The following is a 24,322-nucleotide window of genomic DNA, read 5'->3' on the forward strand; positions in this document are numbered from 1 at the left end:
CCACTCGGAGCTGCACCCGCACGCATCCGCCCGTCTCGTGCCGCCCGCCCCACCCGTTCGCCCGTCTCGTGCCGCCCGCCCGGGCCCCGCCCGGCGCGCTTGCAGGTCAACGCCTGCTTGGCCGTCTGAGGCTCGACACGATCGTCAGGCCCATGGATGCTGCGGCCTCTTGGACCTCAGCCAGAACCCTTGCTGCCTGAGCCTCAGACAGTTCCGAGGGCATCTCGATATCGAGGCGCCACTCTGACGTGTCAACGTCCCGCCACAGTTCGACTTGGACCGACTTGTCGCCGATCGCCCTCGTGCCTTCGCCGAACAACTCGTCCCAGTCGTCCGTCAGCCTGCCCGACGCGCGCATGCCCAGCTTCGACCTGAGTTCATCGAGGCTCGACTGGTCAAGTTTCTCGCCGAGCCTGACGGCCCAACTGTTAATCACGGCCGCCCTCGATTCGCCAGTCGGAGTCTCTGAAATGGGACGATACGCCTAGGTGTGAGCGGTCCGGCGGCCCGGCACCCGTGAAGATCGCCGGCACAACGTCCCGGCCAAGGAGTCGCGTGTACTCGCCGGCCCATGTAAACAGGGCAGGGAAGCACAGCCGGGCGATCTTCTTCGTCACGAAGCCGTATGTCTTGTTGACGACCGGCACATCCGGAAAATGCTGGGCACCCAACTCCCGCGCTCGGTCCACCATCAGGTCCGACGAAAGCTGGAAGTCATAGTCGCTCGGATCCTCCAGGCCCAGCTTGTGCATAGAGTCGAACGGCCGCCGTACGGGTAGGTCACCGTCTCCCCGCCACGCGTCCAGCCGCGCCGCGGCTTCCGGACGTTCGGCCAACTCTTCCTTTGCCGGCAGCCGCTTATGAGGACCGGAAAAGAAAGCGGACGAGGAGCCTTTGAGGCGAACATCGACCTGATTCGCCTCGATACCATCTGCCTCGAGCGCACGGAAGAGGTCCTTGGAGAGCCGATCGAACTCCTCTGGCGTCAAGCCGAGGGGCGCGATCCTCTCGGCCCACATCGCTACCGCCTCCGGTGTGATGCCGAGGAATTCGCAGTCCCGTGGCGAAATTCGATACCCAGAGTCATCCGACGGGAGGAGCCCTCGCACGGGTTCCCAGTGCCCTTGACCCCCGCTCTCGCCCTGGCCTCGTCCCGGTTGTTCTCCTCCGGGACGGGCAGATTCAGGGTCTGCTGAGCCGGGGGTGGCGAGGAGATGGACGCGGTTGAGGTACGGCTCGCCGTACCCCTGATGCTCGGTCGCCGGTGGGTACGCCGGCAGGTCCGGTCGTTGGCTGAACAGGCCACGCCGCAGCCCCGCCAGCGGCATCGGTTCGCCGTCACCGGCGAGGATGAGGACGTCCGCGTCGACGGCGTTGTACGGGTGTGGGGCACCCCGGTGGTGGCCCATCGGCTCGTCGGCGATCTCGCCGGACTGCGGGTCGAGGTAGAGGACGGTCCCGTTCTGGTTCAACGCCACCCAGATGTGGGAGCCGCCGCCCTCCCACTGGTTGATGACGAACGCGAAGCTGCCGTGGCCGCCGACGAGCAACTGGTCGCGCAGGTTCCGGTACCCGGTGTCGAGAACGCGCGCCCGCTCGGCCGGCGGCATCTCCGTCGGCGTCTCGCAGAGGCGCTGGAAGCGCCCGCCGGTGACGTCCTCGATCCGTCCCGGACCGTCCGCCTCACCGTTGAGGGGCCGGGTGACGTCGCCGAGGGCGTACGCGTCGAAGGTGCGGGGTGCCGAGACCCGGGGACGCCCGTGCACCCAGGTGTCGAAGAGGGACAGGGTGCAGTCGACGCAGTTGATGCCGCGCGTCGGGTCGGCCTGCGGCCCGCCGTCGTTGACCAGCCCGAACCACCCGCCGACGCGCGGGTCCGCCGTACGGGTCACGGTGCCGTCGGACCGTCTCGGCATCCGCCGCTCCACGTCGCGCTGGTGCAGCGCCAGCGGCGGGCGCAGGCCACCTCGACGGTGGTACCGCCGGGTGCGGTCGATCGGCGGCGGATGGTCGTCGCCGGTCAGCGCCGAACGGTCACTGGTCCCGACCGCGCCGTGCGCCAGGTCCCCCACGTCGTCGTTGATGCGCTCGAAGTCGTCGCCGACGACAGCGACGACGCCCGGCGCCCGCGTCCCGGCCAGGACCGCGTCCGCGACATCCCGCTGCCGGTGGCACCAACTCTCACGCTCGCGGCCCTCGGCGAAGATCCGCTCTGACACCGCCCGGTAGCCGGCCCGGGCCAGTCGCCGGCTCTCGCCGATCAGCCAGCGCGCCTCGTCGTACGCGCGGTCCGCCGCCTGGCGCAGGTGGTCGGCGCGGTCCCGGCGGCGGTTCTCCTCGTGGTTGTTCCGCTGGTGCTCGAAGTGTCCCCGGTAGCGGCGCCGTTCGAAGGCCTCGTGGTCGGCGGCCCACCGCGCGGCGTACCACTCGGGGGTGCGGGGCCGGAGCGCTTCCGGTCCGACCACCAACGGGGCGTCCGACGGCCGGAGGGACGGTGGTGGCGTAGGCGGGAGAGGTGGCGCGAAGCCGGTGCCGTGCCGGGTGTCCGGCCCGGCCAGCGGCGGCGCGCTCCCGGACCGCGTCACCGCGTCATCCGGTGCCGGCGTGTTCAGGCCGGTGAGCGGCGGCGCCACAGCACCGGACCGGGCCACCGGATCGGTGGTGACGGGCGGCGTCGGACCGGCGAGCGGCGGTGGCGCGGCACCCGACCGCGCCGCCGGGCCGTCCGTGACGGCGGGCGTCGAGCCGACGACCGGCGGCGTCGAGCCGACGACCGGCGGCATCGGGCCGGCAAGCGACGGCGTCGCCGCGCCGGTCTGGGGCACCGGGCCAACCGAGACGGCGGCGACCGAGCCGGCGAGGGGCGCGGCGGCGGACTGCGCCACCGGGCCGGCGGTGACCGGTGACCGTCCCGCGGAGACCGGTGGTGCGGCTACCGGCGGACCGTCGGCACCGGCCAGCCCGGCCGAGGGCAGCGGCCCGTTGGCCACCGAGGAGAGCGTCGGCGTCCCGGCCAGCGACGGCGACGCGTCGACCTGCAGGGACGGCACGTCGAGCGGCCGGGACGGGGCGGCGACGGGCGGCTCGGCCCGCACCTGCGGCGGCTCCACCGGTCCCGCAGCCGCGGACACCACCGGGTTCGACGCTGCCGCGGGGCTCGCGGTGTCGGGCCCGTCAGCCGGCACACGAGCTGCGGCCTCGGCCGGCCCGGCAGTCGTCGCGGCACCGGCGGCCTCGGCAGACCCGACCGCCACCGGCGGGACGGCGGGGCCGGCCAGAACGCTCGGCGTAGGCGCGATCCCACCGGATGCCCCACCCGCACCCGTGCCGCCCGATCCGGATGCCCCACCCGCGTCCGTGCCGCCCGATCCGGATGCCCCTCCCGCGTCCGTGCCGGGCAGGGCACCGCCCGTCGACGGCGCGTCCGTGCCGGCGGCGACGGGCGGGGCGAGCACGGACGGCGGCAGGTTCGTGCCGGCGAGGGCGCTGAGCCGGCCGTCGAGGCGGGCCTGGAGCGCGGCGTCCGCCTGGGTGGTGGCCGAGCCGCGGGCACCCGAGACGGCCGCCCGCGCGGCCTCCTCCAGGGAGGTCGGCCCCTGGCCGGTGGCGAGGCTCGCGGCCTGCTCGGCGAGCACCTCGCCGGTCATCTCGCGGGCCACGTGTTCACCGACGCGGGCGCCCCGTCCGGTCGCGTGCCGCCCCAGCCCGGCCAGCGGCGCCACCGCGCCGCCGGCCAGCCCGCCGACGGCGGAGGTGCCCAGCTCGGCCAGGTCGAGGCCGTCCCGCCGGCCGGTGGAGTTCTGGTACGCCTGGGTGGCGAGGGTGACGCCGGTCTCCTCGCCCGCCTCGGCCAGACCGCCGACGGCGGCCCGCCGGGCGAAGCCGCGGACGCCGCCCTTGCCGACGTCCTTGGCGGCGCGCTCGCCGGCCTCCTTCAGCCCCTGCCGGAGGGTCTTGCGGGCGAGCTGCGCCAGGAGTCGTTTGAAGATCTGCTGGACGATGACGCGGGTGGCGGTGATCGCGGCGGCGGCCGCGGGTGAGGCCGCGCCGGCGGTCAGCACGGTGACGACCGCGAGGCCGACCAGCTCCACGACGAGGATGCCCAGCTCGATCCAGACCTCCAGCTTGGCCGCCTCGATGTCGCAGCCGCACTCCTCGACGAGACGACCCAGGTCGGTGCTGACCGTCAGGAGCAGCGGCAGCGGGGCGTCGTCGCCCTCGGCCACGCGTCGCCAGGCGCCGTCGAAGGCCGCGGCGACCGCGCCCACCCCGCCGTACCCGGTGCGTACCTCCGCGGCGGCGGCGGCCGCGTCGGCGTGCGGGCCGGCGAGGACGGCGGCGACCGCGTACCACTGGTCGGCCAGGTCCCACACGGCACGTTCGTCGCCGTCCGGCCACTGCACACCCACGACCCAGTCCAGGGCGTCGTACATCCAGCCGGGCAGCTCCCAGGGCGAGTAGTCGAGCGGGTGCGGAATCGGACTCGGCAACAGGGTCATCGGGACCTCCTCGCCGGTCAGCGCCCGTCGGCCACGCGGTCGATCCGGCCCGCGTTCGCCGCGTCGGTCCGTACCGTGGCGTCGACGGACCGGACCACGTCCGCGCCGAGACCCTCCAGGTGGCGGCCCACGCCCTCCCAGACCCGGAGCACGGTCTGCTCGAACCCCCGGTAGCCGCGTTCGAACGCGGCACCGATGTCGTCGCGGCCCCAGGGCCGCCCCGCGCTCGCCGCCGCGATCTCGCCGCCGACCTGCCGGCGCCGGTGGGTGACCTCCGCGCCGGCGTGCGCCAGGTCCGCGCCGCCGCGCCGCGCCCGGTGCGGGTCGAGCCAGAGCTGATCGCCCATCACGCGTCCCGGTGCAGTGCGGCGTCGGCCCGCCCGAGCAGGGCCGACAGATCGCCGGTACGCAGGAAGCCGGCCGCCCCGGTGTCCTCCGGGAGGTAGCCGGCGGTGAGGTCGCGGGTGGCCTTCCCGGCCGCGGCCGCGGCGCGCTGCGCCGTCTCGGTGATCGTCCGGGCCAGCCCCTTCGCGTCCCGGTCCCGGTAGATCGCGGGATCCAGGTCCACCGAGACCAGGTCCCCGCGGGCGCCGACCACCACGGTCACCCGTCCGTCGTCCGAGCGTTCGGTGACACGCAGCTCGGCCAGCTTCCGCTGCAGGTCGTCCACTCCGGACCGTAACCGCTGGTACTGGCCGTACACCTCGTCGAACCGCGCCCGCAGCGCGCGATTGGCGTCCCGGTCCGCGTTCTCGCCCAACGTCACCCTCCCCCGGTCACTGTCGGTAGGGCGAACCATACCGGGCGCCACGAAACCGTGGGGTCCGGTAGTTTCAGAGGCGTGATCGACCGCCAGCAGGCCGAGCAGCTCGCCGCCGTGTGGGCCCGCCGCGACTCACAGCGTCTCGGCCACGAGTGCCATCCGATCGTCGACGAGTTCGACCTCGGGTTCGTGATCCGGTCCACTGTGGCCGCCGAGGTCCGCACGGTCCCGGGCGACCTGCCGACCACGGTGGTCGACAAGCAGACCGGCGAGGTGACCACGTGGCCTCGCGTGCCGGTCGAACAGGTCGAGCGGATGTACCGGCGGAACCGGCCGGATGGGCCGCCCGCGCCGCGCACCGTCGATCCGGCGGGTCAGCTGCTCCGCGAGATCCGGCGGATACCGACGCCGGCCACCGCCGCGCACCTCAGCGTCGACGGGCAACTGTTCCGCGCGCAGGGCGCCAAGGGTGACGTCGAGCTGAACCACCACCCACTCGTCCGGGCCTACCTGGAGGAGCTGCCCCCGGGTCATCTGGTCCGCGGTGGGGAGCGGCACGCGGAACTGGTGGTCGTCTCGGACGTCCTGCACGAGTACGACCACCGCCGCGCCGCCGAGGGCATCGAGCCGATGGCCATGCCGGACGCGGAGACGCTGCTGGCGCGCGCCCGTTTCGAGGTGTTCCGGGTCCGCGAGCCGGGCGACCGCTACGCGGGGCGGGCCGAGCGCAGCTGCGACTCGTGCCTGAACTTCCTGGTGCACTTCAACGTCCTGCCCTGGTCGGAGCTGGCCTTCACCGCCGAGTGGCGGCCCGACCCGCAGGTGCCGCACCACCCGGGCCGGTTCCCGACCGAGGTCGCCGACGCGCTGATGGAGGGCGGCTGGGAGGACAGCGAGTTCAATCCGGCTCTCGCGAACGGCGCGATCCGGGAGACGTGCGAGGTGCCGGGCCGGACGCACCGCCACGAGCCGTTCCCCGCCGCCCGGCGGGCCCTCACGGCCTTTCCCGCCGTGGTGAGCAGCCGCCGCGGCCCCGGCGAGACGGTGTGGATCAGCCGGTTCACCACCAACCCGCTGCACGGCGCCCACTCGGCCGACATCCTGGCCGACCTCGGCGCGGTGATCGGGGCGCGCCTGTTCCCGTTCGGCTCCGAGTTCGGCGAGAGCGTCTTCGCCGTGGACGAGCACGGCCGGGTCTTCGCACTCGACCAGGCGGGCGAGTGGTTCCTCGGCGAAGACGTGGACACCGCCCTGACGGCCCTCGTCCTCGGCCGCAGCCCGGCCCGCGTCCGCGACGACGGCACCTGGTGAGCCCGGCAGGTGTTAGGAAGGGACCCTTTCAGTACGCCAGGCGTTAACAGGGGGCCCTTCCTTACAGCGCCACGCGGGTGAGGACCACGACGCGCGGCTCGGTGTAGTCGTCCATCGCGCTGCGGACGCCCTCGCGGCCGACGCCGCTGCCCTTCATCCCCCCGTACGGCATCTGGTCGGCCCGGTACGACGGCACGTCCCCGACGATCACCCCACCGACCTCGAGGACCCGGCCGGCGCGGAAGGCCGTGTCCAGACGGTGGGTGAAGACGCCCGCCTGCAACCCGTACGCCGAGTCGTTGACCGCCGCGAACGCGGCGTCGTCGGTCTCCACCCGGGCGACCACCAGCACCGGGCCGAAGACCTCCTCGGTGCTGACCCTGGCGTCCTTCGGCACGCCGGACAGGACGGTCGGCGGGTAGCTGGCGCCCTCGCGCCGGCCGCCGACCTCGATCGTCGCGCCGGCCGCGACGGCCTCGTCCACCCACGCCTCGACCCGGAGCGCCGCGTCCTCGGAGACCAGCGGCCCGACGTCGGTCGCCGGGTCGGTCGGGTCACCGGTGCGCAACTCCTGCACGGCGGCGACCAGCCGGGGTAGGAAGCCGTCGTAGAGCCACTCGTGCACGTACACCCGTTGCACCGCGATGCACGACTGCCCGGCCTGGTAGTTGGAGAAGAGCGCGATCCGCCGCGCGGCGAAGCTGAGGTCGTCGTCGGAGTTCCAGTCCTCGCAGATCACCGTCGCCGCGTTGCCGCCCAGTTCCAGGGTCACGTGCTTGTCCGGCACGGACCGGCGGATGGCCGCGCCGACCGGCCCGGAGCCGGTGAACGACACCACCGGCAGCCGCGGGTCGGTCACCAGGTCGGCGGCGCGCTCGTTGGGCAGCGGCAGCACCGAGAACATGCCCGCCGGCAGGTCCGTCTCGGCCAGGAGTTCACCGAGCAGCAGCGCCGACAGCGGGGTGGCCGGGGCCGGCTTGACGATGATCGGGGCGCCGACGGCGATGGCCGGGGCGACCTTGTGTGCCACCAGGTTGAGCGGGAAGTTGAACGGTGCGATGCCCAGGACCGGGCCTCGCGGCACCCGGCGGACCAGCGCGATCCGCCCGGTGCCGGCCGAATCGGTGTCGAGTCGTTGCAGCTCGCCGGAGAAGCGCCGCGCCTCCTCGGCCGCCCAGCGGAACGTGGAGACCGCCCGGCCGACCTCGGCGCAGGCCCACTTGACCGGCTTGCCGTTCTCGGCGGTGATCAGCGCCGCGACCTCGTCGGCCCGCTCGGCGAGCCGCCGGGAGACGTGGTCCAGGGCCGCCGCGCGCACGTGCGCGGGCAGGGCCGCGGCCGCCGCGGCCACCCCGGCGGCTGCCCCGATCGCGGCCTCGACCTGGTCCGGCGTGGCGAGGGTGGTACGCCTGACGGCGCGGCCGTCGTACGGGTGGTGGACGGTCAGCTCGCCCTCGCCGTGGGCGGGCCGGGAGGCGACATAGAACGCTACGGACTCCACGCTGAGCAGCCTAGACGGGACGCCGACCAGACCCGCGGGTGCAAGGAAGGGCCCCTTGTTAACAGACGCCTCTTAACAAGGGGCCCTTCCTTGCACGCCCGGCTAGCGGAGCACCTCGACGGTGTTGCGGCGGACCAGGTTCTTGCCGGGCTCGCGGATCGCGTCCATGGCCGACAGGTTCAGCAGCGCGCAACTGCCCGACGGGCCGGTGACGCTCACCGTCACCGCCTTGCCGTTGTCCAGGTTCGTCACCCGCAGCCGCGTCCCGACCGGGAACCGGTTGCTGGTCGCCGCCGGCGCACCGGCCTCACCGGAGAAGGTGAGCGCCCCCTGGCAGGCCGACACCGGGGCCGGGCCGGACGCCCCGGGCGAGGCCGCACCGGGCCGTATCGTGCCGGCGTCCGGAGGCGTCGCACCCGCCCCCGACTGCGCCGCGCCGCCGCCGACCACCTCGACGACGTTGCGCCGGACCACGTTCTTGCCCGGCTCGCGCACGAGCTCCATCGCCGCCGCGTTGAGCAGGACGCAGCTGCCCGACGGTCCGGTCACGGTCACCTCGGCCGACCGGTTGTTGTCCAGGTTGGTCACCCGCAGCCGGGTGCCGGCCGGAAACCGGTTGCTGGTCGCGGCCGGCGCGCCACCGTCGGCCGAGAAGGTCACCGACCCCTGGCAGACCGACGCCCGGGTGGAGTTGGTGTCCGCGAACCCGAGTCCGGTTCCCACCGCCACCGCTGCCGCGGCTACCACCGCCACGCCCGCCGCCAGTACGTGCTTCCGCTGCACCTTCACGTCGTTCCTCCTCGTCCGGTGGTGCCGTGTCGCGGGCGGGTACGGCGTGGGAGCGCGGATCAGTTCAGCGCTGTGACATCTATCGAAAACAAACCTGCGAATGAACCGGCCCCCGATCCGCCTTGGCGATCGGGGGTGAGCTGCGTCACGATGGGGCGGAGGAGGTCGCCGATGGCTGACCCGTGGCTGGCTCTGGAGTTCGGCGCGGATCCCGCGGAGCGGATCGCGCAGGTCGGCGCCGCCCACGAGGCGTTCCTCACCGCCGGGGCCGCACCGCACCGGGTACGCGAGGTGGTCCGCCGGTCCTGGGAGCGGTCGGCGCTGCTCGACCCGGAGACCACGCCCCCGGTCGAGCTGACCGACGACGCGCTGAAGCGCTACCGGGCCGCCCACCCGCTGTCCCGGGTGCTGCCGCTCTTCCGCGACCTGCTCGGCGGCATCGCGCAGGACGGCGCGCACCTGATGGCGGTCTGCGACGCGTACGGGCGGCTGCTCTGGGTGGAGGGGCACCCGGGGGTGTTGCGGCACGCCGAGCGGATGAACTTCGTGCCCGGCGCCCGCTGGGACGAGCCGCACGCCGGCACGAACGCCCCCGGCACCGCCCTCGCCGTCGACCACAGCGTGCAGATCTTCGCCACCGAACACTTCAGCCGCCGCGTACAGCGGTGGACCTGCGCGGCCGCCCCGATCCACGACCCGGCGACCGGCCGGCTGCTCGGCGCGGTCGACATCACCGGCGGCGACCACCTGGCCAACCCGCAGAGCCTGGCGCTGGTCCGGGCCACCGCCCGGGCCGCCGAGGCGTTCCTGGCCGGCGCGGCGCCCGTCGAGCCGGACGTGGTCCACGTGTCCGCACTCGGCCGGGACGAGGCGGAGCTGCGCGTCGGCGGGAGCCGGATCCGGCTCGGCCGCCGACACAGCGAACTGCTGGTCCTGCTCGTCGACCACCCTGAGGGGCGCACCGGCGAGCAACTCGGCCTCGACCTCTACGGCGACGACCGGCTGCACCCCGTCACCCTGCGCGCCGAACTCTCCCGCCTGCGCCGGGTGCTCGGCCGCGACCTGCTCGACTCCCGCCCGTACCGGTTGCGCGGGCGGGTGCGCGCCGACTTCCGTACCGTCACCGACCTGCTGGAGCGCGGCGACCCGGCGGGCGCGCTCGACGCGTACCCCGGGATTCTGCTGCCCGGCTCCGACGCGCCGGGAGTGACGCGGCTGCGCCGGCTGGTCGACGGCCAGCTGCGCGCGGCCGTGCTGGCCACCGCGGACCCGGCGCTGCTCGCGGTCTGGACCGCGACGCCCGCCGGCGCCGACGACCTGGCCGCCTGGGAGGCCCTGGCGCGGGCACTACCGCCGGGAGCGCCCCGCCGGCCCCTCGCGGTCACACGCATCCGCCAGCTCGCCGAGGAGTACGACGTGGGCCGCGCAACGTCGCTGCAACGTACCCGGAACTAGCGTCACCGCCGTCCACCACCTGTAGACGGCGGAGGTCCCCATGACGCGCTACGACGCGCCCACCCACTGGCAGTCCCGCTACGACCACTTCATCGGCGGCGAGTACGTGAAGCCGCACGGCGGGCAGTACTTCGAGAACCCGACCCCGGTCACCGGACAGACCTTCACCGAGGTGGCCCGGGGCACCGCCGAGGACGTCGAGAAGGCCCTCGACGCCGCGCACGGCGCGGCCGACGCGTGGGGCCGCACGCCGGTCGCCGAGCGGTCGCTGATCCTCAACCGGATCGCCGACCGCATGCAGGACAACCTGGAATCCCTGGCGATCGCCGAGACCTGGGAGAACGGCAAGCCGGTACGCGAGACGCTGGCCGCCGACATCCCGCTCGCCATCGACCACTTCCGGTACTTCGCCGGGGCGATCCGAGCCCAGGAGGGGTCCCTCGGCGAACTCGACGACGACACCGTCGCGTACCACTTCCACGAGCCGCTCGGCGTGGTCGGCCAGATCATCCCGTGGAACTTCCCGCTGCTCATGGCCACCTGGAAGCTCGCCCCGGCGCTCGCCGCCGGTAACGCGGTGGTGCTCAAGCCGGCCGAGCAGACGCCCGCGTCGATCCACTACTGGCTGTCCCTGGTGGCGGACCTGCTGCCGCCCGGCGTGGTCAACGTCGTCAACGGCTTCGGCGTCGAGGCGGGCAAGCCGCTCGCGTCCTCGCCGAGAGTGGCGAAGGTGGCGTTCACCGGCGAGACGACCACCGGGCGGCTGATCATGCAGTACGCCAGCGAGAACATCAGGCCGGTCACCCTGGAACTGGGCGGCAAGAGCCCGAACATCTTCTTCGACGACGTCAGCGCCTCCCGCGACGACTTCTTCGACAAGGCCCTCGAAGGCTTCACCATGTTCGCCCTCAACCAGGGCGAGGTGTGCACCTGCCCGTCCCGGGCGCTGATCCAGCAGGGGCACTACTCGGACTTCCTGGCGGCGGCCGTGGAACGGACCCGCGCCGTCGTGCAGGGGCACCCGCTGGACACCGACACCATGATCGGCGCCCAGGCGTCGAACGACCAGTTGGAGAAGATCCTGTCCTACCTGGACATCGGCCGCCAGGAGGGCGCTCGCGTGCTCACCGGCGGCGCCCGGGCCGACCTCGGGGGCGAGCTTTCCGGCGGGTACTACGTCGAGCCGACCATCTTCGAGGGGGACAACTCGATGCGGATCTTCCAGGAGGAGATCTTCGGACCGGTCGTCTCGGTGACCTCGTTCGCCGACCTCGACGACGCCGTGAAGATCGCCAACGACACCCTGTACGGGCTGGGCGCCGGCGTGTGGACGCGGGACATCAACACCGCGTACCGGGCCGGGCGGGCCATCCAGGCCGGGCGGGTCTGGACGAACTGCTACCACGCGTACCCGGCGCACGCCGCGTTCGGCGGGTACAAGCAGTCCGGCATCGGCCGGGAGAACCACAAGATGATGCTGGATCACTACCAGCAGACCAAGAACCTGCTGGTCAGCTACTCCCCGAAGAAGCTGGGTTTCTTCTGATGGCCGATGTCGTGACGGTGACCCCCGCGGCGGCCGGGCTGATCCGGTCGCTGCGGGGGCGGCACGGACCGCTGATGTTCCACCAGTCCGGCGGCTGCTGCGACGGCAGTGCCCCGATGTGCTACCCCGCCGGCGAGTTCCGGACCGGATCGTCGGACGTCCTGCTCGCGTCGCTCACCGTCGAGGGCGTGCCGGAGCCGGTCGACTTCTGGATGTCCCGATCGCAGTGGGAGCTGTGGAGACACACGAGGCTGACGGTCGACGTGGTCCCCGGCCGAGGCGGCGGCTTCTCCCTCGAAGCCCCGGAGGGAGTCCGCTTCCTCATCCGCTCCCACCTCGCCGGGCCCGTCGAGGAGGCAGTATCGGATAACTGACAGAACATGCACGTTCAGCCGAACAGTTGGCCGTTCAATTGACGCGAAGCATCCAGATATCTGATCGAGACGTTTGACTATTCTGTCCACAATGGCAAGATGCCATCAACGACGTCGCAGAAGCTGCGCGCCCTGGCCGCCGCCGTTTCGGCGCTCGTCCTCACGGTTGTCGCGGTCTTCTGGGGTCTGCGCGGCGTGGAGGTGGTCAGCTGGCTGGCCGGCTTCGGCAGCTTCGTGGCAACAGTGGCATTCTTCGCCTCCGGCACCGGCGGCGCACTTTCCCGCCAAGTGGGCCACCGTCTCACCGCTCGGCTCGGCGGGAAGATCCGCAGGGTGGTCCTCCCCAGCGAGGGCGGCAGCACCTTCCACGCCGGGACCGGCGGCGTCATCGAGGACATCCAGGCGGCCGGGCCGGCGGCGCCGGCACCGCCGATCGCGCCGGCACCGCCGGTCGCGCCGACGCCGCCCGCCCGGCCGGAACCACCGCACCTGGACGACCCGAGGTCGGAACGAGGTGCAGGATCGGCGCGTGGGACGGCGGTAACCGCCGCCCCGGCGCACGGAGTCGTCGCCGTCACCGAGGCGGGGCCGGCCGGCGTGGCGAGCGCATCCGGCAGGACCGGCCCCGAACCCGTCATTCACGTGGTCGACGGCTTGATCGACCGCGACGACCAACTACGCACGGTGCTGACCGGCATCCGTGAGACCGGCCGGGGAACCTTCGCGGTGGTCGGCGGGCACGGCATGGGCAAGACCTCGTTCCTGAACATGCTGCGCGACGCCGTCCGGCGGGAGTTCCCGGACGCGGTGCTGATGCCGATGCGGCCGCATGAGTCACCGGAGTTGTACGGGCTCAGCGACGCGTACAGCGGCCAGTACGGTTCCGCCACCACCCCCGCTGTCGCGGCCCTGCTCCTGGACAAGTCGACACAGCTCCTCGGCGACCTGGTGCAGGACGTGGTAGAGCAGTTCAGCGGGTTCGTCGTCGCCAAGGAGGGGGCCCCGCGCGCGACCGCCGTCACGATGCACAACACGTTGGTCGCGAAATCCTGGAGCACCCTCTCCAACGCCCAGTTCGACGTGAACGTGAAGACCCCGGCGGAGAGCGCGATCGAACGGCTGAGCCGGGCCCAACGACGCATCGACGACGCATTCCTCGCCGATTGGCGCACCTTTCTGGCCGGTCGGCGGGCGATCCTGATCCTCGACGGATTCGAGACGCTCATCGACGACGCGGTGGGCCAGTGGTTCGTGAAGCTCGCCCGACGCCTGCCGGACACCGCGGTGGTGCTGTCCCTGGTACCGCGGGAGTACGCCGAGCACGGCCGCCGGGTGCTGGACCCGGATCTCGTCGAGGAACTGCCGCGGTTCACCGTGGCCGAGGCGCATGCCTACCTGACCTACCACTTCGGCGACCGGGCCGGGGTCCGCCTCGCGCAGGTCGTCACGAAGTTCACCGGCGGCCATCCGTACGGGCTCAAGCTCGTCGTGCAGTTCATCCACGCCCACATCGACGACGCACTGAACGCGGACCGGCTGTGGGAGATGCTGATCCACCTTTCCGACGGCGGCGATCCGCGGCTCGACCGGCTGGTCCGGGAGGTTATCCGACCGGACCGGCACCCGAACGTGTGGCGGGTGGCCGAGGTGGCATCGCTCCTGAACAGCTTCGACGTGCCGATGTTGCTCGACCTGCTCGACGGCGACGAGTTGGGGGCCGACCCGGAGCAGGTGAGCAACGCCGTACGGCAGGTCGAGCGACTCGGTCTGCTCGACCCGCTGTCGGTCGCCGGACGGTTCCGCCTGCACGACTTCATCCGACCCGCGATGGCCGAGGCGGTACGGAGGTTCACGCCGGACAGGTGGACGCACATCCACCGGCGGGCGGCCGCCTACTACTACCGCCGGATAACCACGATCGAGGCGAAGACGGCGAGCGTGTACGGGTCCTGGTTCAAGTACGAGGACGCCGTCTGGCAGATGCACGAGACCGAATGGATGTTCCACTCGGCGCAACTGTCCGACGATCGGGACCTGACCCGGGCGCAGATCGTCGTGCTGTTCCTGGAGGCGTTCTGGTGGTGGGGTCTGTACGTGGACTTCTCGTTCTGTCACCAACTGCTGGAGAGTTGGCAGCGGGCGGTCCGGACCCAACACGACAGAGACCTGCTCGACGAGATGCGCCGCTTCCACCGCAACTACCCGACCGGGCCGGACAAGCCGGCGGGCGCACACTGGACCGAGGCGCGGCACGCGCTGCGTACGGTCGGTGAGCTGTGCGGCATCCGCCACGGCTGGCGGGCTCCGGGACGCTCGTCGGAGGCTGCGGAGGTCCACCGTCGGGCATGGCTCTACCTGCGCCTGTTCACCGCCCACACCTACTGGTACGACCGCCGGTTCGCCGAGGCCGAGGACGCCTACCGTCAGCTGGAACCAGAGTTCCTCGACCTCGACGACGAATGGATGCTCGCCTGGCTCTACTTCGAGTGGGCGGAGGTCGCGCTCGGGGCAGGTGACCGCAGCTCGGCCGCAGCCCGCTGCCGACGGTCGAGCGCGCTGATCCGACGGCTGGCCGAAGCGGGGGAGGTCGAATCGGAGTTGCTGGCCTACGTGCACCGACTGCTGGGCGACCTGCTGCACGACACCGACCCGGTCGTCGCCGCGCAGCAGTACGGGCAAGCTGTCAAGCGGGCGTTCGTGTTCCACCGCATGGACAACTCGCTCGATCCCGCCATCAGCGCTCCCGACGAGTACACCAGCCAGTTCTACGACGAGATGACCACCCGAGCGGCCAACCGGATGGCCGAGTGGGCCGGGCACGTCCACTGTAGGGCCATCCTGGCGGCCCTGGTCGAAGCGACCGCCGGCACGGTGCCGGACGTCGAGGTCCTCGGCTCGGGCGGCGATGCGGGCACCGACGCCGCAGCGCTGGCGGCCACGCTCTTCCCGCGTGGGCCCCTGCCGAACGAGCTGCACCAGCGCAGAGGCCCCTTCACGGACTACTGGGGGGACCTCGTGGACCGACTCGACCTGGACGCCGGGGCCGAGCTAGACCGCGTCGACCAGCTCGCCGACGCACTTGCCGATGAGTCAGTCGCCTGAATTCAACCCCAGACGGTCGACCAGCCAGCCAGCCTGCCAGCGCCGCTCAACGTCGTGGCGGTCACCGGCCGGGTCGGGGCGGCGGGCCTGAGCCGCCCGGGCCGCGACATAGCTGAGCGCCGGCACCGGGTAGACCGTGGCCATCTCGACAGCGTCGGCCAGGTAGCCGCAGACCAGGGCGGCCGTTCGCCGAGCGGACCGCGCCGCCGCCTCCTGCCGGCGCAGAGCCAGCTCACGCACACCAGTGAACGGGTCGAGGCCCGCGACGGTGGCACCATCTCCGGCCGCCGGCGCCAGCAGCCGTTCGGCCACCTCGGTCAGGGAACCGTCGTCGAGGTCGCCACACTCGGCGGCGGCATGCGCCGCCGTCCGCCCGACGCATGCCCGGGCGAACGCAGCCGAGGTGACGGTGTTCCACCGGGACACCCGAGCCGACAACCGGCCGCGCCGGCCGACCACCTTGTGGCCCACGGCGGTGACCGGGCCATCGAATTCGATCAACCACAGTTCGTCGTGCAACCAGTAGGGCAGGTCCTCGACCCGGCACGCATGCAGCCCGCGCTCGCACGGAGACACCTCCGGCACCTCCAGCCAGCTGGTCGACCACGCCTGGCCGGAGAAGGGTGCGACCTGGCCCGCGCCGAGGAACTTGTAGTACCTCACGATGGAGTGCCCTCCGCCAGCTCGCCCTCGCCCGTCCCGGCTGTGGACCCCGCCGGAGCGGTCCCCTGCATCAGGGTGACCAGGTGTTCCGGGGCGTGCCGGCCCGGCAGCGCGGTGAGGCTGCTCCGCATGAGCTGTACCTTGCGGACGTGCTGGAGGCAGGATGGGCAGGCCAGCAGGTGCATCTCCACCAGTTCCCGCCGGTCCGCGGCCACGGTGCCGTCGGCCAGGCGAGCGGTCAGTGCCACCACGCTGTCACAGCGCAGGAAGGCGTCCACCGGTCCCCTCCTCGTCGAGTCGTTGGTCGATGAGTGCGACCACCTCGGCGCGAGCGGCTCCGACCAGCTCCTGGTACTCCTCCTCGCCCTGACCCAGGACGGCCGCCGCCTCGGCGGGCGCAACGCCGAGTACGTCGGCAAGGATGAGCGTGACCCGGGGCAACGGAGGCAACCGCCGGACGGCCTGCGCGACCAACTGCTGGAGCGGCATCTCGTCGGTCCACTCCGGCGGGTCCTTGCGCCACCATCCGGCCCACGGGTCGTCCTCGCCGGCGAACCACCACTGGAGCACGGCCGCGTCGGCGGGTTCCGCCGACACGAAGAGCAGTCCGTCGTGCGACAGCGCGTCGAGCAGTTCGGTCAGTACGGCGACCCGTGGCCGGGGCAGCCGTTCCCCTCGGGCCAACCGGACCAGCACGCGCGCCCAGGCGGTGTCGAGCACCGCTCCGGCGCGGTCGTCGGTGGCCAGCAGGTCCAGCGCAGCGGCAGTCGCCGGGTAGTCCCGACGGAGCAACTCGGCCGGCACGTCCAGGGTGGGTATGTCCGCGTACCGGTCGGGGGTGAGCGGGGTCAGCGCGGGCGGCTGCCGATCGACGGCCGCCAGCAGGGCAGCGAACTCAGGATCGTCGTGTACGCCCTGCCCCTCGGCTTCTTCGTAGTAGTCGACGACGAACGACCTGACCAGTTCCTGCGGTACCGCCTCGCCACTCGGGTGCACGGCGAGGAACATGCCGCGTTCCCGTTCGGCGTCGCTGCTCACCCGCGGCTGGACGAAGGGGATCGGCAGCAGGCCGAACCCTGCCCGCTGGTAGAAACGTAGCCGGGCTGCGGGGTCGCCGAACTCACCGGCAGGGTGCACGCGGGGGTCCTCGACCTCGGCGAACACCACATCGCATCCCGAGCGGCGCCGCCAAGCCGGCAGCAGGTGGCTGAGCAGCGCACCACCGACCCCGCCACCGCGGATTCCTGGACGAACCGCCAGGTAGCTCAGCAGCAGCACTCGGTCGAAAGGATCGGACACGATAGCGCCGACGGGAGACCCGTCGTGCAGCGCGACACCGACGTACGTCGTGTCGGACTCGGCAATGGAATCGAAGCTCACCAACTGGTCCGGCGTGAAGCTGGGCGCGAGGATCTCGTGGTACGCCTGCCGCAGCAGGGCGGGCTCGGGCTCCCTGGACAGGTCACGCAGTTGGATCCGCCCGGTGGCCGCATCGGCGGTCGGCGGCATCATCCCCATATCCTCAGCCCCCGGCACGTCACCCGCAAGCCTCGCCCCCGTCGATCATGGAGTTGGCGGGCGATTTGGAGATCAATCCACCCGCTAACTCCATGATCGACACGGAGGGTCTGGGGTGGGGTGGGTCAGTGGGTTGGGGGGATCACGCGGAGGTGGCCGCGGCGGCCCGTGGGGGGTGCGGCCGGGGCCGGGCCGTGGTCGTCCTCCGGGGGGCGGGGGGCGACCGGGCGGGCGGCCTCGCGGACCGCTTCGGCCAGGGCGACCAGGTCGTCCGTGGTGGGCGGGGGCGGCTCGAACTCGCCCTCGTGCCGGACCACGTCCCAGCCACGCGGGGCGGTCAGGCTACGGGCGTGCGGCTCGCAGAGGTCGTACGTGTGCGGCTCGGCGAAGGCGGCCAGCGGGCCCACCACGGCGGTCGACTCGTTGTAGACATAGGTCAATGTGGCGACCGCTTGCCGGGGGCAGCCGTTTCGGGAGCAGCGCCGTGGTGACCTCACGGCGGCAGGGTATCTCCATTACCGGCTCCGGCGCACCGGTTCGCGTTACGACACGCCCGTCTTGGTGATCACAATTCGGCCGGTCGGCTCCCGCCGCGCCAGATGGGCGGCGCTGCCGCAGGCCGGCCCAGGTCGGGGGCTACCCTGTGCGTCATGGGAAGCCCGGAACACCGCCGCCCCGGCTCCGGCCGGCGCACCCGCCGCGACCGGCACGGACGCGGCCTGCGCGGGCGCCTGGTTCCGGCCACCGTGCCGCTGGCACGCACCAAGGCGGAGATCTTCGACGACCTGGTGCTGGACACCGTGGAGACCCTCGAACGGCGGTTCGCCAAGGAGCTGGCGGGCGTCGAGTTCGCCGTCGAGGACGTGCCCCCGGATCTGAACGTCTACGACTCCGACGTGCTGGAGGACGGCGAGGTGCCGCTCGCCCGCCTGCTGCCCGGCCGGCCGGGCCGGCAGGAGGTGCCCCCGCGGATCGTGCTCTACCGTCGGCCGCTGGAGTTCCGCGCAATGGACCGGGATGACCTCGCGGACCTCGTCCACGACGTCATCATCGAGCAGGTGGCGAACCTGCTCGGCGTCGATCCGGACGAGCTGGCCTGAGACGGTCGACGCGCGGACCGGATCCGGAGCGGCCCCCACCACCCCGGATCCGTCGCTGCGTCAGGCGGCCCGGCGCTTGAGCTTGCGGCGCTCACGCTCGGAGAGGCCGCCCCAGATGCCGAACCGCTCGTCGTGGCCGAGAGCGTATTCGAGGCACTCGGTCTTGACCTCGCAACGCGAGCAGATCCGCTTCGCCTCACGGGTCGAGCCGCCCTTCTCGGGGAAGAACGCCTCCGGGTCGGTCTGCGAGCACAGCGCCCGCTCCTGCCACTCCGGCGCGTTTCCGAGCAGGTCGGCCGCCTCAAGCTGGCCGTCCATCAATTGCCTCCTTGTCGCGCACCGGCGTCATCGCCGCTGCAACCCCCCACGCGAAAGGCGTGCTTGTCCGTCCGGTACCGATTTGTAGCGTTCCGCGCGAACAACCCCATTCAAATTACACGCGTGTAATGCGTGCGCCGTCAAGCCAAACTTGATAATGGAGTCGCCCTCCCGACACCCTCCGGACGGCCATCCGGCCACCCGGCCTCGCAACCTGCCCTATCGATTCAGACCCCGACCGAGTAACGCCCTCTCCGGCGAGTTGCCGGAGTTTTCTCCCGTGGCGCCCCCGCCGGTCCGGTGGACCGCCTCCGCCCCGGGGATCGTTGATCTTGGTGAGGGTCAGGTTAACGCGACTGCGCGCCGACCGCCCGTCGAGCCGGTGAACGCCGCAAGCGCCCTGTCCACATGGTGGACAGGGCGCAGCGGCCGGAACGGGGCGGAGGGTCAGCCCACCACCCCTCGAGCGCTGGTCGGCCAGACGAATTCGGCAATCGCTCCCCCCAGGACGTCGACCGTCCCGGCGGGCGTACGCTCGTCCCACCAGACGGTATAGCGACCGGCCGGCAGATCCGGGTAGACGGCACTGTGGAACGTGCCGTCCTGGACCCGACGCTCCCGCACGGCCGAGTGCGTCCGGGGGGTGTCCGGCCGGCTGACCTCGATCTCCCGGCCACGCTCGTCCTGTCCGGTGTAGATGATCAGGGCCCCGGTGTCGCCGCCCAGGTCGAGGACGACGCTCCCCCGTTCCGACGGCCCGTACGCGTGCTCGTGCGTGTGCATCAGCGCTCCCGGTCCGGTCAGGCGGCCGAGTCGGCCGGCGGATTGTTGAAGCCGTCGTACGGCGTACCCAGGTAGGGAAAGTTGGCGAGGAACGGAGCGGTCACGTCGGCGGCGCTCAGCCCCGGCGTCACCGCGGCAGCCGCCGCGTCCGGCTGGAACGCCCGGTCGACCAGCGGCACGGTCAGGCCGGCGATGGCCCGCAGCGAGATGCTCACCACGTCGTCGGTGACCCGGCGGCCGTTCGGGAACCCGGCCACGTCTCCACCCAGGACACCGAAGCGGTCCGGTGTGCGGTTCGGCGGGATCGCCGTGTTCAGCCGCAGCATGTCGGCCTGGATCTCGCCGGTGTTGTTGGTGAAGCCCTCGATCAGGCCCTCCGGGACACCGGTCAGCAGGATCGCCACCAGGTCGGCGCGGGCCTTCTTCGCCTTGTTGAGCCGGTCGAGGTTCGGGAAGACGTCGGGGTAGAGCGCCGGCAGCAGGGCGGCCAACTCCGGCCGCTCCACGAACTTCGCGAACCGCTTGTCCTCGGTGGGCGGCAGCGAGTTCCAGACGTCCTTCTGCGCCATCGGCACGATCACCTCGTTGAACAACGGATTGCCGAGGCGGGAGACCTGCGTGAAGGGGCCGGCGGGGATGTCCGCCGCGCCCCGGTCGCCGAGCACCCGGACCTGCCGGCGGGACGCCGCCGTCCACACCCCGATGACCGAGGCGCGGTCGCCGACGCCGTACCGGTTGGCGCGCCGGCGCACCTTGGTGAAGGGGATCTGGAGAGCGATGCTGTGCACGTTCATCCGGTCGGTGGCGTTGACCGGTTCCCCCTCGGCCTTGAAGATCTTCTTCCCGGCCACGTGGAGCTGCTGGAACGGGCGCAGCGTCCCCAGGTCGAAGATGGCGCCCAGGTCGACGAAGAACCCGTCGGCCCGCTGCCCGGCGAACACCCGCTCCCCGGTGGAGAGCGTGTACGTGGCCTGCCGCGCGAGGTCGGCGTACTTCGGGGTGGAGAGCGGGCCCACGTTGCAGGGCGGGCACGGAAGCTTGTGCGCCAGGCGGTGCTCCCGGCCGTCCGCGACGCGGGTCAGGCTGTAGAACTGCCGGCGGTTCCAGTTCGGACTGTCCAGGGAGTCGATCGGCCCGGTGTTGTAGAGGAAGCTGTTCGGATTCGTGATCTCGGTGGTGAATTCGAACCGGTAGGTGACGTCGGCCTGACCGTCACCGTCGTTGTCGATGTTGATCTCGTAGCGCACGTCGTCGCCGAACTCGAAGAAGTTCGGGCCGCCGGACGGCAGTTGCAGCGGAACGTAGTTCGCGATGACCGTCACCGAGTCGGGCCGGTCGGGGCTGACGAACGCGTACAGGTCGGAGCTGTCGGCGACCGGATCCTTGGCGATCTCCGGTGCCTCGCGGTGCGAAGACATGGCGGACCAAACCTCACTGTGCGGGGAAGGGGAGTTACGGACGGCCGGGCGCCGGGAGCCCGCGCCCGGCCGGGACGTGCCGAACGGCCGTGCGGCGGCTCAGCGCCACGGGGTACGGCTCAGCGCCGTGCGGCGCGCCGCAGCCGGTCCGCCAGGCCGCGGTCGCGTACCTCGATGCGGGACGTGCCGACGAAGACGTCCATGGTGCCGGTGGCGGCGTCGCGCAGGTGGACGACGATCGGGTCGTCCGCGTTCGCCGCGGCACCCGGCGCGTTCTGTGCCGCGGACAGACCCGGCACGGTGAGCGCGGCGGCGCCGAGCGTGGCGCTCGCGGCCGCGGTCAACGTCTGCCGGCGGGTCAGTCGCGGCCAGGGCCGCTTCGGCTGATCAAGCTGATCGCTGGGCATGGGCAACCTTTCCGGCGGCGGGACGGTGCGCCCGCGGTGACGGACGCGGGGCCCGGCCGGCGGTGCCCGCCCCGCGGAGGGGGTCGCCGGCGGCGGTCCTCGCCGTAACCGCCGCCGGCACGCTCTGGTACGGCCGGCGGCGGGGAAAGGTTCGAAACTACGAGGAGACGTGACCGTACGCGGTGGTCCGCTTGCGCGCCGGGCGCCCGGCAGCCGCCGCGATCGCGATCAACTGTTCCTCGGTACGCGCCGAACCGTTGCCGGAGCCGGCCATCCGGGAGATGGTCTCCTCCATCAGGGTGCCGCCCAGGTCGTTGCAGCCGCTGCGGAGCATCTCGGCCGTGCCCTCGTCCCCCAGCTTGACCCACGAGCACTGGATGTTGTCGATGCGCCCGTGCAGGAGCAGGCGGGACATCGCGTGCACCACCCGGTTCTCCCGCCACGTCGGCCCCGGGCGGGCGATGCCGGCGAGGTAGATCGGGGCGTTGGTGTGCACGAACGGCAGCGCCACGAACTCGGTGAACCCGCCGGTGCGGTCCTGCACCCCGGCCAGCACCCGGAAGTGCGCGAGCCACTGGGCCGGGTGGTCGACGTGCCCGTACATCATCGTGGAGCTGGACCGGATGCCCAGCTCGTGGGCCGTGCCCACCACCTCGACCCAGGCGGCGGCCGGCAGCTTGCCCTTGGTGAGCACCCAGCGCACGTCGTCGTCGAGAATCTCGGCCGCGGTGCCGGGGATGGTGTCGAGCCCGGCCTCCCGCAGCCCGGTCAGCCACTCACGGACGGACACGCCCGCCTTCGCCGCGGCGGTGACGATCTCCATCGGGGAGAACGCGTGCACGTGCATGCCGGGCACCCGCGCCTTGATCGCGCGCACCAGGTCGGCGTAGACGGTCACCGGCAGCTTCGGGTCGATGCCGCCCTGGAGGCAGACCTCGCTGGCGCCGGCCGACCACGCCTCCTCGGCCCGGTCGGCGACCTGGTCCACCGAGAGCCGGTACGCGTCGGCGTCGCGCTCACGCTGGGCGAAGGCACAGAACCGGCACCCCACGTAGCAGACGTTGCTGAAGTTGATGTTGCGGTTGACCACGTACGTCACGTCGTCGCCGACGGTGTCGCGGCGGACGTCGTCGGCGATCCGGCACAGCTCGGCCAACGCCGGACCGTCGGCGGCGAACAGCGCCAGGGCCGCCTCCGCGTGCCGGGGTTCCAGCAGCACCGCCGGATCGGCGGCGGCGAGCCGCAGGCCGGCCCGCAGGTCGTGGTCGCCGGAGCCGGTCGTCGCGCCGGCGCTCACCTTGCCGGCCACCGCCGACCAGTCGCCGTAGACGTGGTCGAAGTCGCCGCGCCGGTCCGCCGTACGGCCGGTCGTGTCGATGGTGGCGTGCAGGTCCGTCCGCCCGCCGTACGTCTCGTCCGGCTCCTGCCACGGCCGGCCCACCGGCCGGGCCTCCTCCACCGCGAGACCGGTGGCCGGGTCGGCCAGGGCGTCGACGTGCGGCAGCAGGCGCGGGTCGAGCCACGGATCGCCGGCCCGGACGTACTCCGGGTAGATGGTCAACCGCTCCCGCAGCGTGAAACCGGCCTTCTCGGTGTGCCGGGCCAGCTCGTCGATCTGCGGCCAGGGACGCTCCGGGTTCACATGGTCCGGGGTCAGCGGGGACACGCCACCCCAGTCGTCGATGCCGGCGCGCAGCAGCAGGTCGTACTCGCCGGCGATGAGGTTCGGCGGGGCCTGGATGCGGGCCTTCGGGCCGAGCAGCACCCGGGCCACCGCGACGGTGGCGGCGAGATCGCGCAGCTCCGCGTCCGGCATCCCGCGCATCGCCGTGTCCGGCTTCGCGCGGAAGTTCTGCACGATCACCTCCTGGAGGTGGCCGTACTCCCGGTGCGCGCGGCGGATCGCGAACAGCGCGTCGACCCGCTCGGCCGGCGTCTCGCCGATGCCGATGAGGAGCCCGGTGGTGAACGGCACGTTCACCCGGCCGGCGTCGTCGAGCACGCGCAGCCGGACGGCGGGCTCCTTGTCCGGCGAGCCGTAGTGCGGGCCGCCCGGCTCCGCCCACAGGCGGGTGGCCGTCGTCTCCAGCATCATCCCCATGCTCGGCGCGACCGGCTTGAGCCGTTGCAGCTCGGACCAGGTCAGCACGCCGGGGTTGAGGTGCGGCAACAGGCCGGTCTCCTCCAGCACGGCCACCGCGCAGGAGCGCAGGTAGTCGAGCGTGGAGTCGTACCCGCGCTCGTCCAGCCACTGCCGGGCCGCCGGCCAGCGCTCCTCCGGCCGGTCGCCGAGGGTGAACAGCGCCTCCTTGCAGCCCAGCTCCGCGCCCTGCCGGGCGATCGCCAGGACCTCCTCGCGGTCGAGGAACGCCGCCGGGAGCCGGTGCGGCACGGTGGCGAAGGTGCAGTAGTGGCACCGGTCCCGGCAGAGCCGGGTGAGCGGGATGAAGACCTTCTTCGAGTACGTGACGACGCCCGGCCGCCCCGCCTCGCGCAGCCCGGCGTCGCGGATCGCCCCGGCGACCCGCAGCAGTTCGTCCAGCGCGTCGCCCCGCGCGCCGAGCAGCGCGGTGGCCTCGTCGGCGTCGAGCGCCCGGCCGGACGCGGCCCGGCGCAGTGCCCGCCGCACGCTCGCGTCGGTGGGCCTCGGCTCCGTGCGATCAACCATCCGCTCAGCGTAGGCGGTCGGCACGGAGGCTCGCTCGACCCGATCCGCGCGGTGGCAAACCCCACGCGTCCCCGCCCCCGGCGCCTCCACCGCATTGATCAAGAGGT

21 protein-coding genes are annotated in these 24,322 nt (G+C 72.4%); 6 read left to right on the forward strand and 15 right to left on the reverse strand.

The window, feature by feature from the left end:
* Positions 1-106: 106 nt before the first annotated feature.
* Genes ACN26Y_RS02980 through ACN26Y_RS02995 form a run of 4 tightly spaced genes read right to left on the reverse strand, consistent with a single transcriptional unit; the run spans position 107 to position 5,265 of the window.
* Positions 107-436: a hypothetical protein gene (locus tag ACN26Y_RS02980; RefSeq protein WP_422734242.1), complete on the reverse strand. Its 330-nt coding sequence runs from the start codon at positions 434-436 to the stop codon at positions 107-109.
* Positions 429-4,499 carry a toxin glutamine deamidase domain-containing protein gene (locus tag ACN26Y_RS02985; RefSeq protein ID WP_422734243.1) on the reverse strand — a complete coding sequence of 1,357 codons (4,071 nt, stop codon included), beginning with the start codon at positions 4,497-4,499 and terminating at the stop codon, positions 429-431. Before ACN26Y_RS02985 ends, ACN26Y_RS02980 begins: the two co-directional genes overlap by 8 nt.
* 17 nt (positions 4,500-4,516) lie before the next feature.
* Entirely contained in the window at positions 4,517-4,846 is a 330-nt protein-coding gene (locus tag ACN26Y_RS02990; RefSeq protein ID WP_422734244.1) for a hypothetical protein, read from the reverse strand.
* Positions 4,846-5,265 (reverse strand): YbaB/EbfC family nucleoid-associated protein, encoded by a 420-nt coding sequence (locus ACN26Y_RS02995; RefSeq protein ID WP_422734245.1) that lies wholly within the window; start codon positions 5,263-5,265, stop codon positions 4,846-4,848. Before ACN26Y_RS02995 ends, ACN26Y_RS02990 begins: the two co-directional genes overlap by 1 nt.
* Positions 5,266-5,340: 75 nt before the next feature.
* On the opposite strand from ACN26Y_RS02995, the gene ACN26Y_RS03000 reads away from it, so the two are divergent.
* Positions 5,341-6,573: an SUKH-3 domain-containing protein gene (locus tag ACN26Y_RS03000; RefSeq protein ID WP_422734246.1), complete on the forward strand. Its 1,233-nt coding sequence runs from the start codon at positions 5,341-5,343 to the stop codon at positions 6,571-6,573.
* 61 nt (positions 6,574-6,634) lie between these two features.
* On the opposite strand, the gene ACN26Y_RS03005 is transcribed toward ACN26Y_RS03000, so the two are convergent.
* The gene (locus ACN26Y_RS03005; protein WP_422734247.1) at positions 6,635-8,074 is read right to left on the reverse strand and encodes an aldehyde dehydrogenase family protein; all 1,440 of its coding nucleotides are present in this window, start codon (positions 8,072-8,074) and stop codon (positions 6,635-6,637) included.
* 102 nt (positions 8,075-8,176) lie between these two features.
* The gene (locus ACN26Y_RS03010) at positions 8,177-8,863 is read right to left on the reverse strand and encodes a hypothetical protein (protein WP_422734248.1); all 687 of its coding nucleotides are present in this window, start codon (positions 8,861-8,863) and stop codon (positions 8,177-8,179) included.
* A 171-nt stretch (positions 8,864-9,034) separates the two neighbouring features.
* Between ACN26Y_RS03010 and ACN26Y_RS03015 the strand changes: the two genes are divergently transcribed.
* The 4 genes from ACN26Y_RS03015 (at position 9,035) to ACN26Y_RS03030 (ending at position 15,340) form a co-directional block, all read left to right on the forward strand.
* Positions 9,035-10,318 (forward strand): GAF domain-containing protein, encoded by a 1,284-nt coding sequence (locus ACN26Y_RS03015; protein ID WP_422734249.1) that lies wholly within the window; start codon positions 9,035-9,037, stop codon positions 10,316-10,318.
* Positions 10,319-10,358: 40 nt separating this feature from the next.
* The gene (adh, locus tag ACN26Y_RS03020; protein WP_422734250.1) at positions 10,359-11,864 is read left to right on the forward strand and encodes an aldehyde dehydrogenase; all 1,506 of its coding nucleotides are present in this window, start codon (positions 10,359-10,361) and stop codon (positions 11,862-11,864) included.
* Entirely contained in the window at positions 11,864-12,238 is a 375-nt protein-coding gene (locus ACN26Y_RS03025; RefSeq protein ID WP_422734251.1) for a DUF779 domain-containing protein, read from the forward strand. The genes adh and ACN26Y_RS03025 overlap by 1 nt, the downstream gene beginning before the upstream one ends.
* A 99-nt stretch (positions 12,239-12,337) precedes the next feature.
* On the forward strand, positions 12,338-15,340 hold the full coding sequence (locus ACN26Y_RS03030; protein ID WP_422734252.1) for a hypothetical protein: 3,003 nt from the start codon (positions 12,338-12,340) through the stop codon (positions 15,338-15,340).
* Here ACN26Y_RS03030 and ACN26Y_RS03035 read toward each other — a convergent pair.
* The 4 genes from ACN26Y_RS03035 to ACN26Y_RS03050 all read right to left on the reverse strand — a co-directional run bounded on the left by ACN26Y_RS03035 (position 15,329) and on the right by ACN26Y_RS03050 (position 18,018).
* Positions 15,329-16,003, reverse strand: a complete 675-nt coding sequence (locus ACN26Y_RS03035) for a hypothetical protein (RefSeq protein ID WP_422734253.1) — start codon at positions 16,001-16,003, stop codon at positions 15,329-15,331. The genes ACN26Y_RS03030 and ACN26Y_RS03035 overlap by 12 nt on opposite strands.
* Positions 16,000-16,281 carry an anti-sigma factor family protein gene (locus tag ACN26Y_RS03040; RefSeq protein ID WP_422734254.1) on the reverse strand — a complete coding sequence of 94 codons (282 nt, stop codon included), beginning with the start codon at positions 16,279-16,281 and terminating at the stop codon, positions 16,000-16,002. The genes ACN26Y_RS03035 and ACN26Y_RS03040 overlap by 4 nt, the downstream gene beginning before the upstream one ends.
* Positions 16,259-17,515 carry a GNAT family N-acetyltransferase gene (locus tag ACN26Y_RS03045; RefSeq protein ID WP_422734255.1) on the reverse strand — a complete coding sequence of 419 codons (1,257 nt, stop codon included), beginning with the start codon at positions 17,513-17,515 and terminating at the stop codon, positions 16,259-16,261. The genes ACN26Y_RS03040 and ACN26Y_RS03045 overlap by 23 nt, the downstream gene beginning before the upstream one ends.
* 131 nt (positions 17,516-17,646) lie before the next feature.
* Positions 17,647-18,018 (reverse strand): DUF3499 domain-containing protein, encoded by a 372-nt coding sequence (locus tag ACN26Y_RS03050; protein ID WP_422734256.1) that lies wholly within the window; start codon positions 18,016-18,018, stop codon positions 17,647-17,649.
* A 153-nt stretch (positions 18,019-18,171) separates the two neighbouring features.
* On the opposite strand from ACN26Y_RS03050, the gene ACN26Y_RS03055 reads away from it, so the two are divergent.
* Entirely contained in the window at positions 18,172-18,621 is a 450-nt protein-coding gene (locus tag ACN26Y_RS03055) for a metallopeptidase family protein (protein WP_366600036.1), read from the forward strand.
* 60 nt (positions 18,622-18,681) lie between these two features.
* On the opposite strand, the gene ACN26Y_RS03060 is transcribed toward ACN26Y_RS03055, so the two are convergent.
* From ACN26Y_RS03060 to ACN26Y_RS03080, 5 genes are all read right to left on the reverse strand, one after another.
* The gene (locus tag ACN26Y_RS03060) at positions 18,682-18,939 is read right to left on the reverse strand and encodes a WhiB family transcriptional regulator (protein ID WP_013731688.1); all 258 of its coding nucleotides are present in this window, start codon (positions 18,937-18,939) and stop codon (positions 18,682-18,684) included.
* 447 nt (positions 18,940-19,386) lie between these two features.
* Positions 19,387-19,722, reverse strand: coding sequence for a phospholipase (locus tag ACN26Y_RS03065; protein ID WP_422734257.1), 336 nt, complete (start codon positions 19,720-19,722; stop codon positions 19,387-19,389).
* Between the two features lie 17 nt (positions 19,723-19,739).
* On the reverse strand, positions 19,740-21,140 hold the full coding sequence (locus ACN26Y_RS03070) for a DUF4331 domain-containing protein (RefSeq protein ID WP_422734258.1): 1,401 nt from the start codon (positions 21,138-21,140) through the stop codon (positions 19,740-19,742).
* 119 nt (positions 21,141-21,259) lie between these two features.
* On the reverse strand, positions 21,260-21,547 hold the full coding sequence (locus tag ACN26Y_RS03075) for a hypothetical protein (RefSeq protein WP_422734259.1): 288 nt from the start codon (positions 21,545-21,547) through the stop codon (positions 21,260-21,262).
* A 157-nt stretch (positions 21,548-21,704) separates the two neighbouring features.
* Positions 21,705-24,215 carry a bifunctional FO biosynthesis protein CofGH gene (locus ACN26Y_RS03080; protein ID WP_422734260.1) on the reverse strand — a complete coding sequence of 837 codons (2,511 nt, stop codon included), beginning with the start codon at positions 24,213-24,215 and terminating at the stop codon, positions 21,705-21,707.
* Positions 24,216-24,322 lie beyond the last annotated feature (107 nt).

Source organism: Micromonospora sp. WMMD558 (genome assembly GCF_049315255.1).
In the GTDB taxonomy this organism is placed as follows: domain Bacteria; phylum Actinomycetota; class Actinomycetes; order Mycobacteriales; family Micromonosporaceae; genus Micromonospora.

Bases quoted from the DNA above. Each gene is read 5' to 3' on its own strand.
- ACN26Y_RS03055 (WP_366600036.1), top strand. From the start codon at position 18,172: ATGGGAAGCCCGGAACACCGCCGCCCCGGCTCCGGCCGGCGCACCCGC.
- ACN26Y_RS03065 (WP_422734257.1), bottom strand. From the start codon at position 19,722: ATGCACACGCACGAGCACGCGTACGGGCCGTCGGAACGGGGGAGCGTC.
- ACN26Y_RS03060 (WP_013731688.1), bottom strand. From the start codon at position 18,939: ATGGACGGCCAGCTTGAGGCGGCCGACCTGCTCGGAAACGCGCCGGAG.
- ACN26Y_RS03015 (WP_422734249.1), top strand. From the start codon at position 9,035: ATGGCTGACCCGTGGCTGGCTCTGGAGTTCGGCGCGGATCCCGCGGAG.
- ACN26Y_RS02985 (WP_422734243.1), bottom strand. From the start codon at position 4,499: ATGACCCTGTTGCCGAGTCCGATTCCGCACCCGCTCGACTACTCGCCC.
- ACN26Y_RS03025 (WP_422734251.1), top strand. From the start codon at position 11,864: ATGGCCGATGTCGTGACGGTGACCCCCGCGGCGGCCGGGCTGATCCGG.
- ACN26Y_RS02990 (WP_422734244.1), bottom strand. From the start codon at position 4,846: ATGGGCGATCAGCTCTGGCTCGACCCGCACCGGGCGCGGCGCGGCGGC.
- adh (WP_422734250.1), top strand. From the start codon at position 10,359: ATGACGCGCTACGACGCGCCCACCCACTGGCAGTCCCGCTACGACCAC.
- ACN26Y_RS03080 (WP_422734260.1), bottom strand. From the start codon at position 24,215: ATGGTTGATCGCACGGAGCCGAGGCCCACCGACGCGAGCGTGCGGCGG.
- ACN26Y_RS03075 (WP_422734259.1), bottom strand. From the start codon at position 21,547: ATGCCCAGCGATCAGCTTGATCAGCCGAAGCGGCCCTGGCCGCGACTG.
- ACN26Y_RS03070 (WP_422734258.1), bottom strand. From the start codon at position 21,140: ATGTCTTCGCACCGCGAGGCACCGGAGATCGCCAAGGATCCGGTCGCC.
- ACN26Y_RS03030 (WP_422734252.1), top strand. From the start codon at position 12,338: ATGCCATCAACGACGTCGCAGAAGCTGCGCGCCCTGGCCGCCGCCGTT.
- ACN26Y_RS03045 (WP_422734255.1), bottom strand. From the start codon at position 17,515: ATGATGCCGCCGACCGCCGATGCGGCCACCGGGCGGATCCAACTGCGT.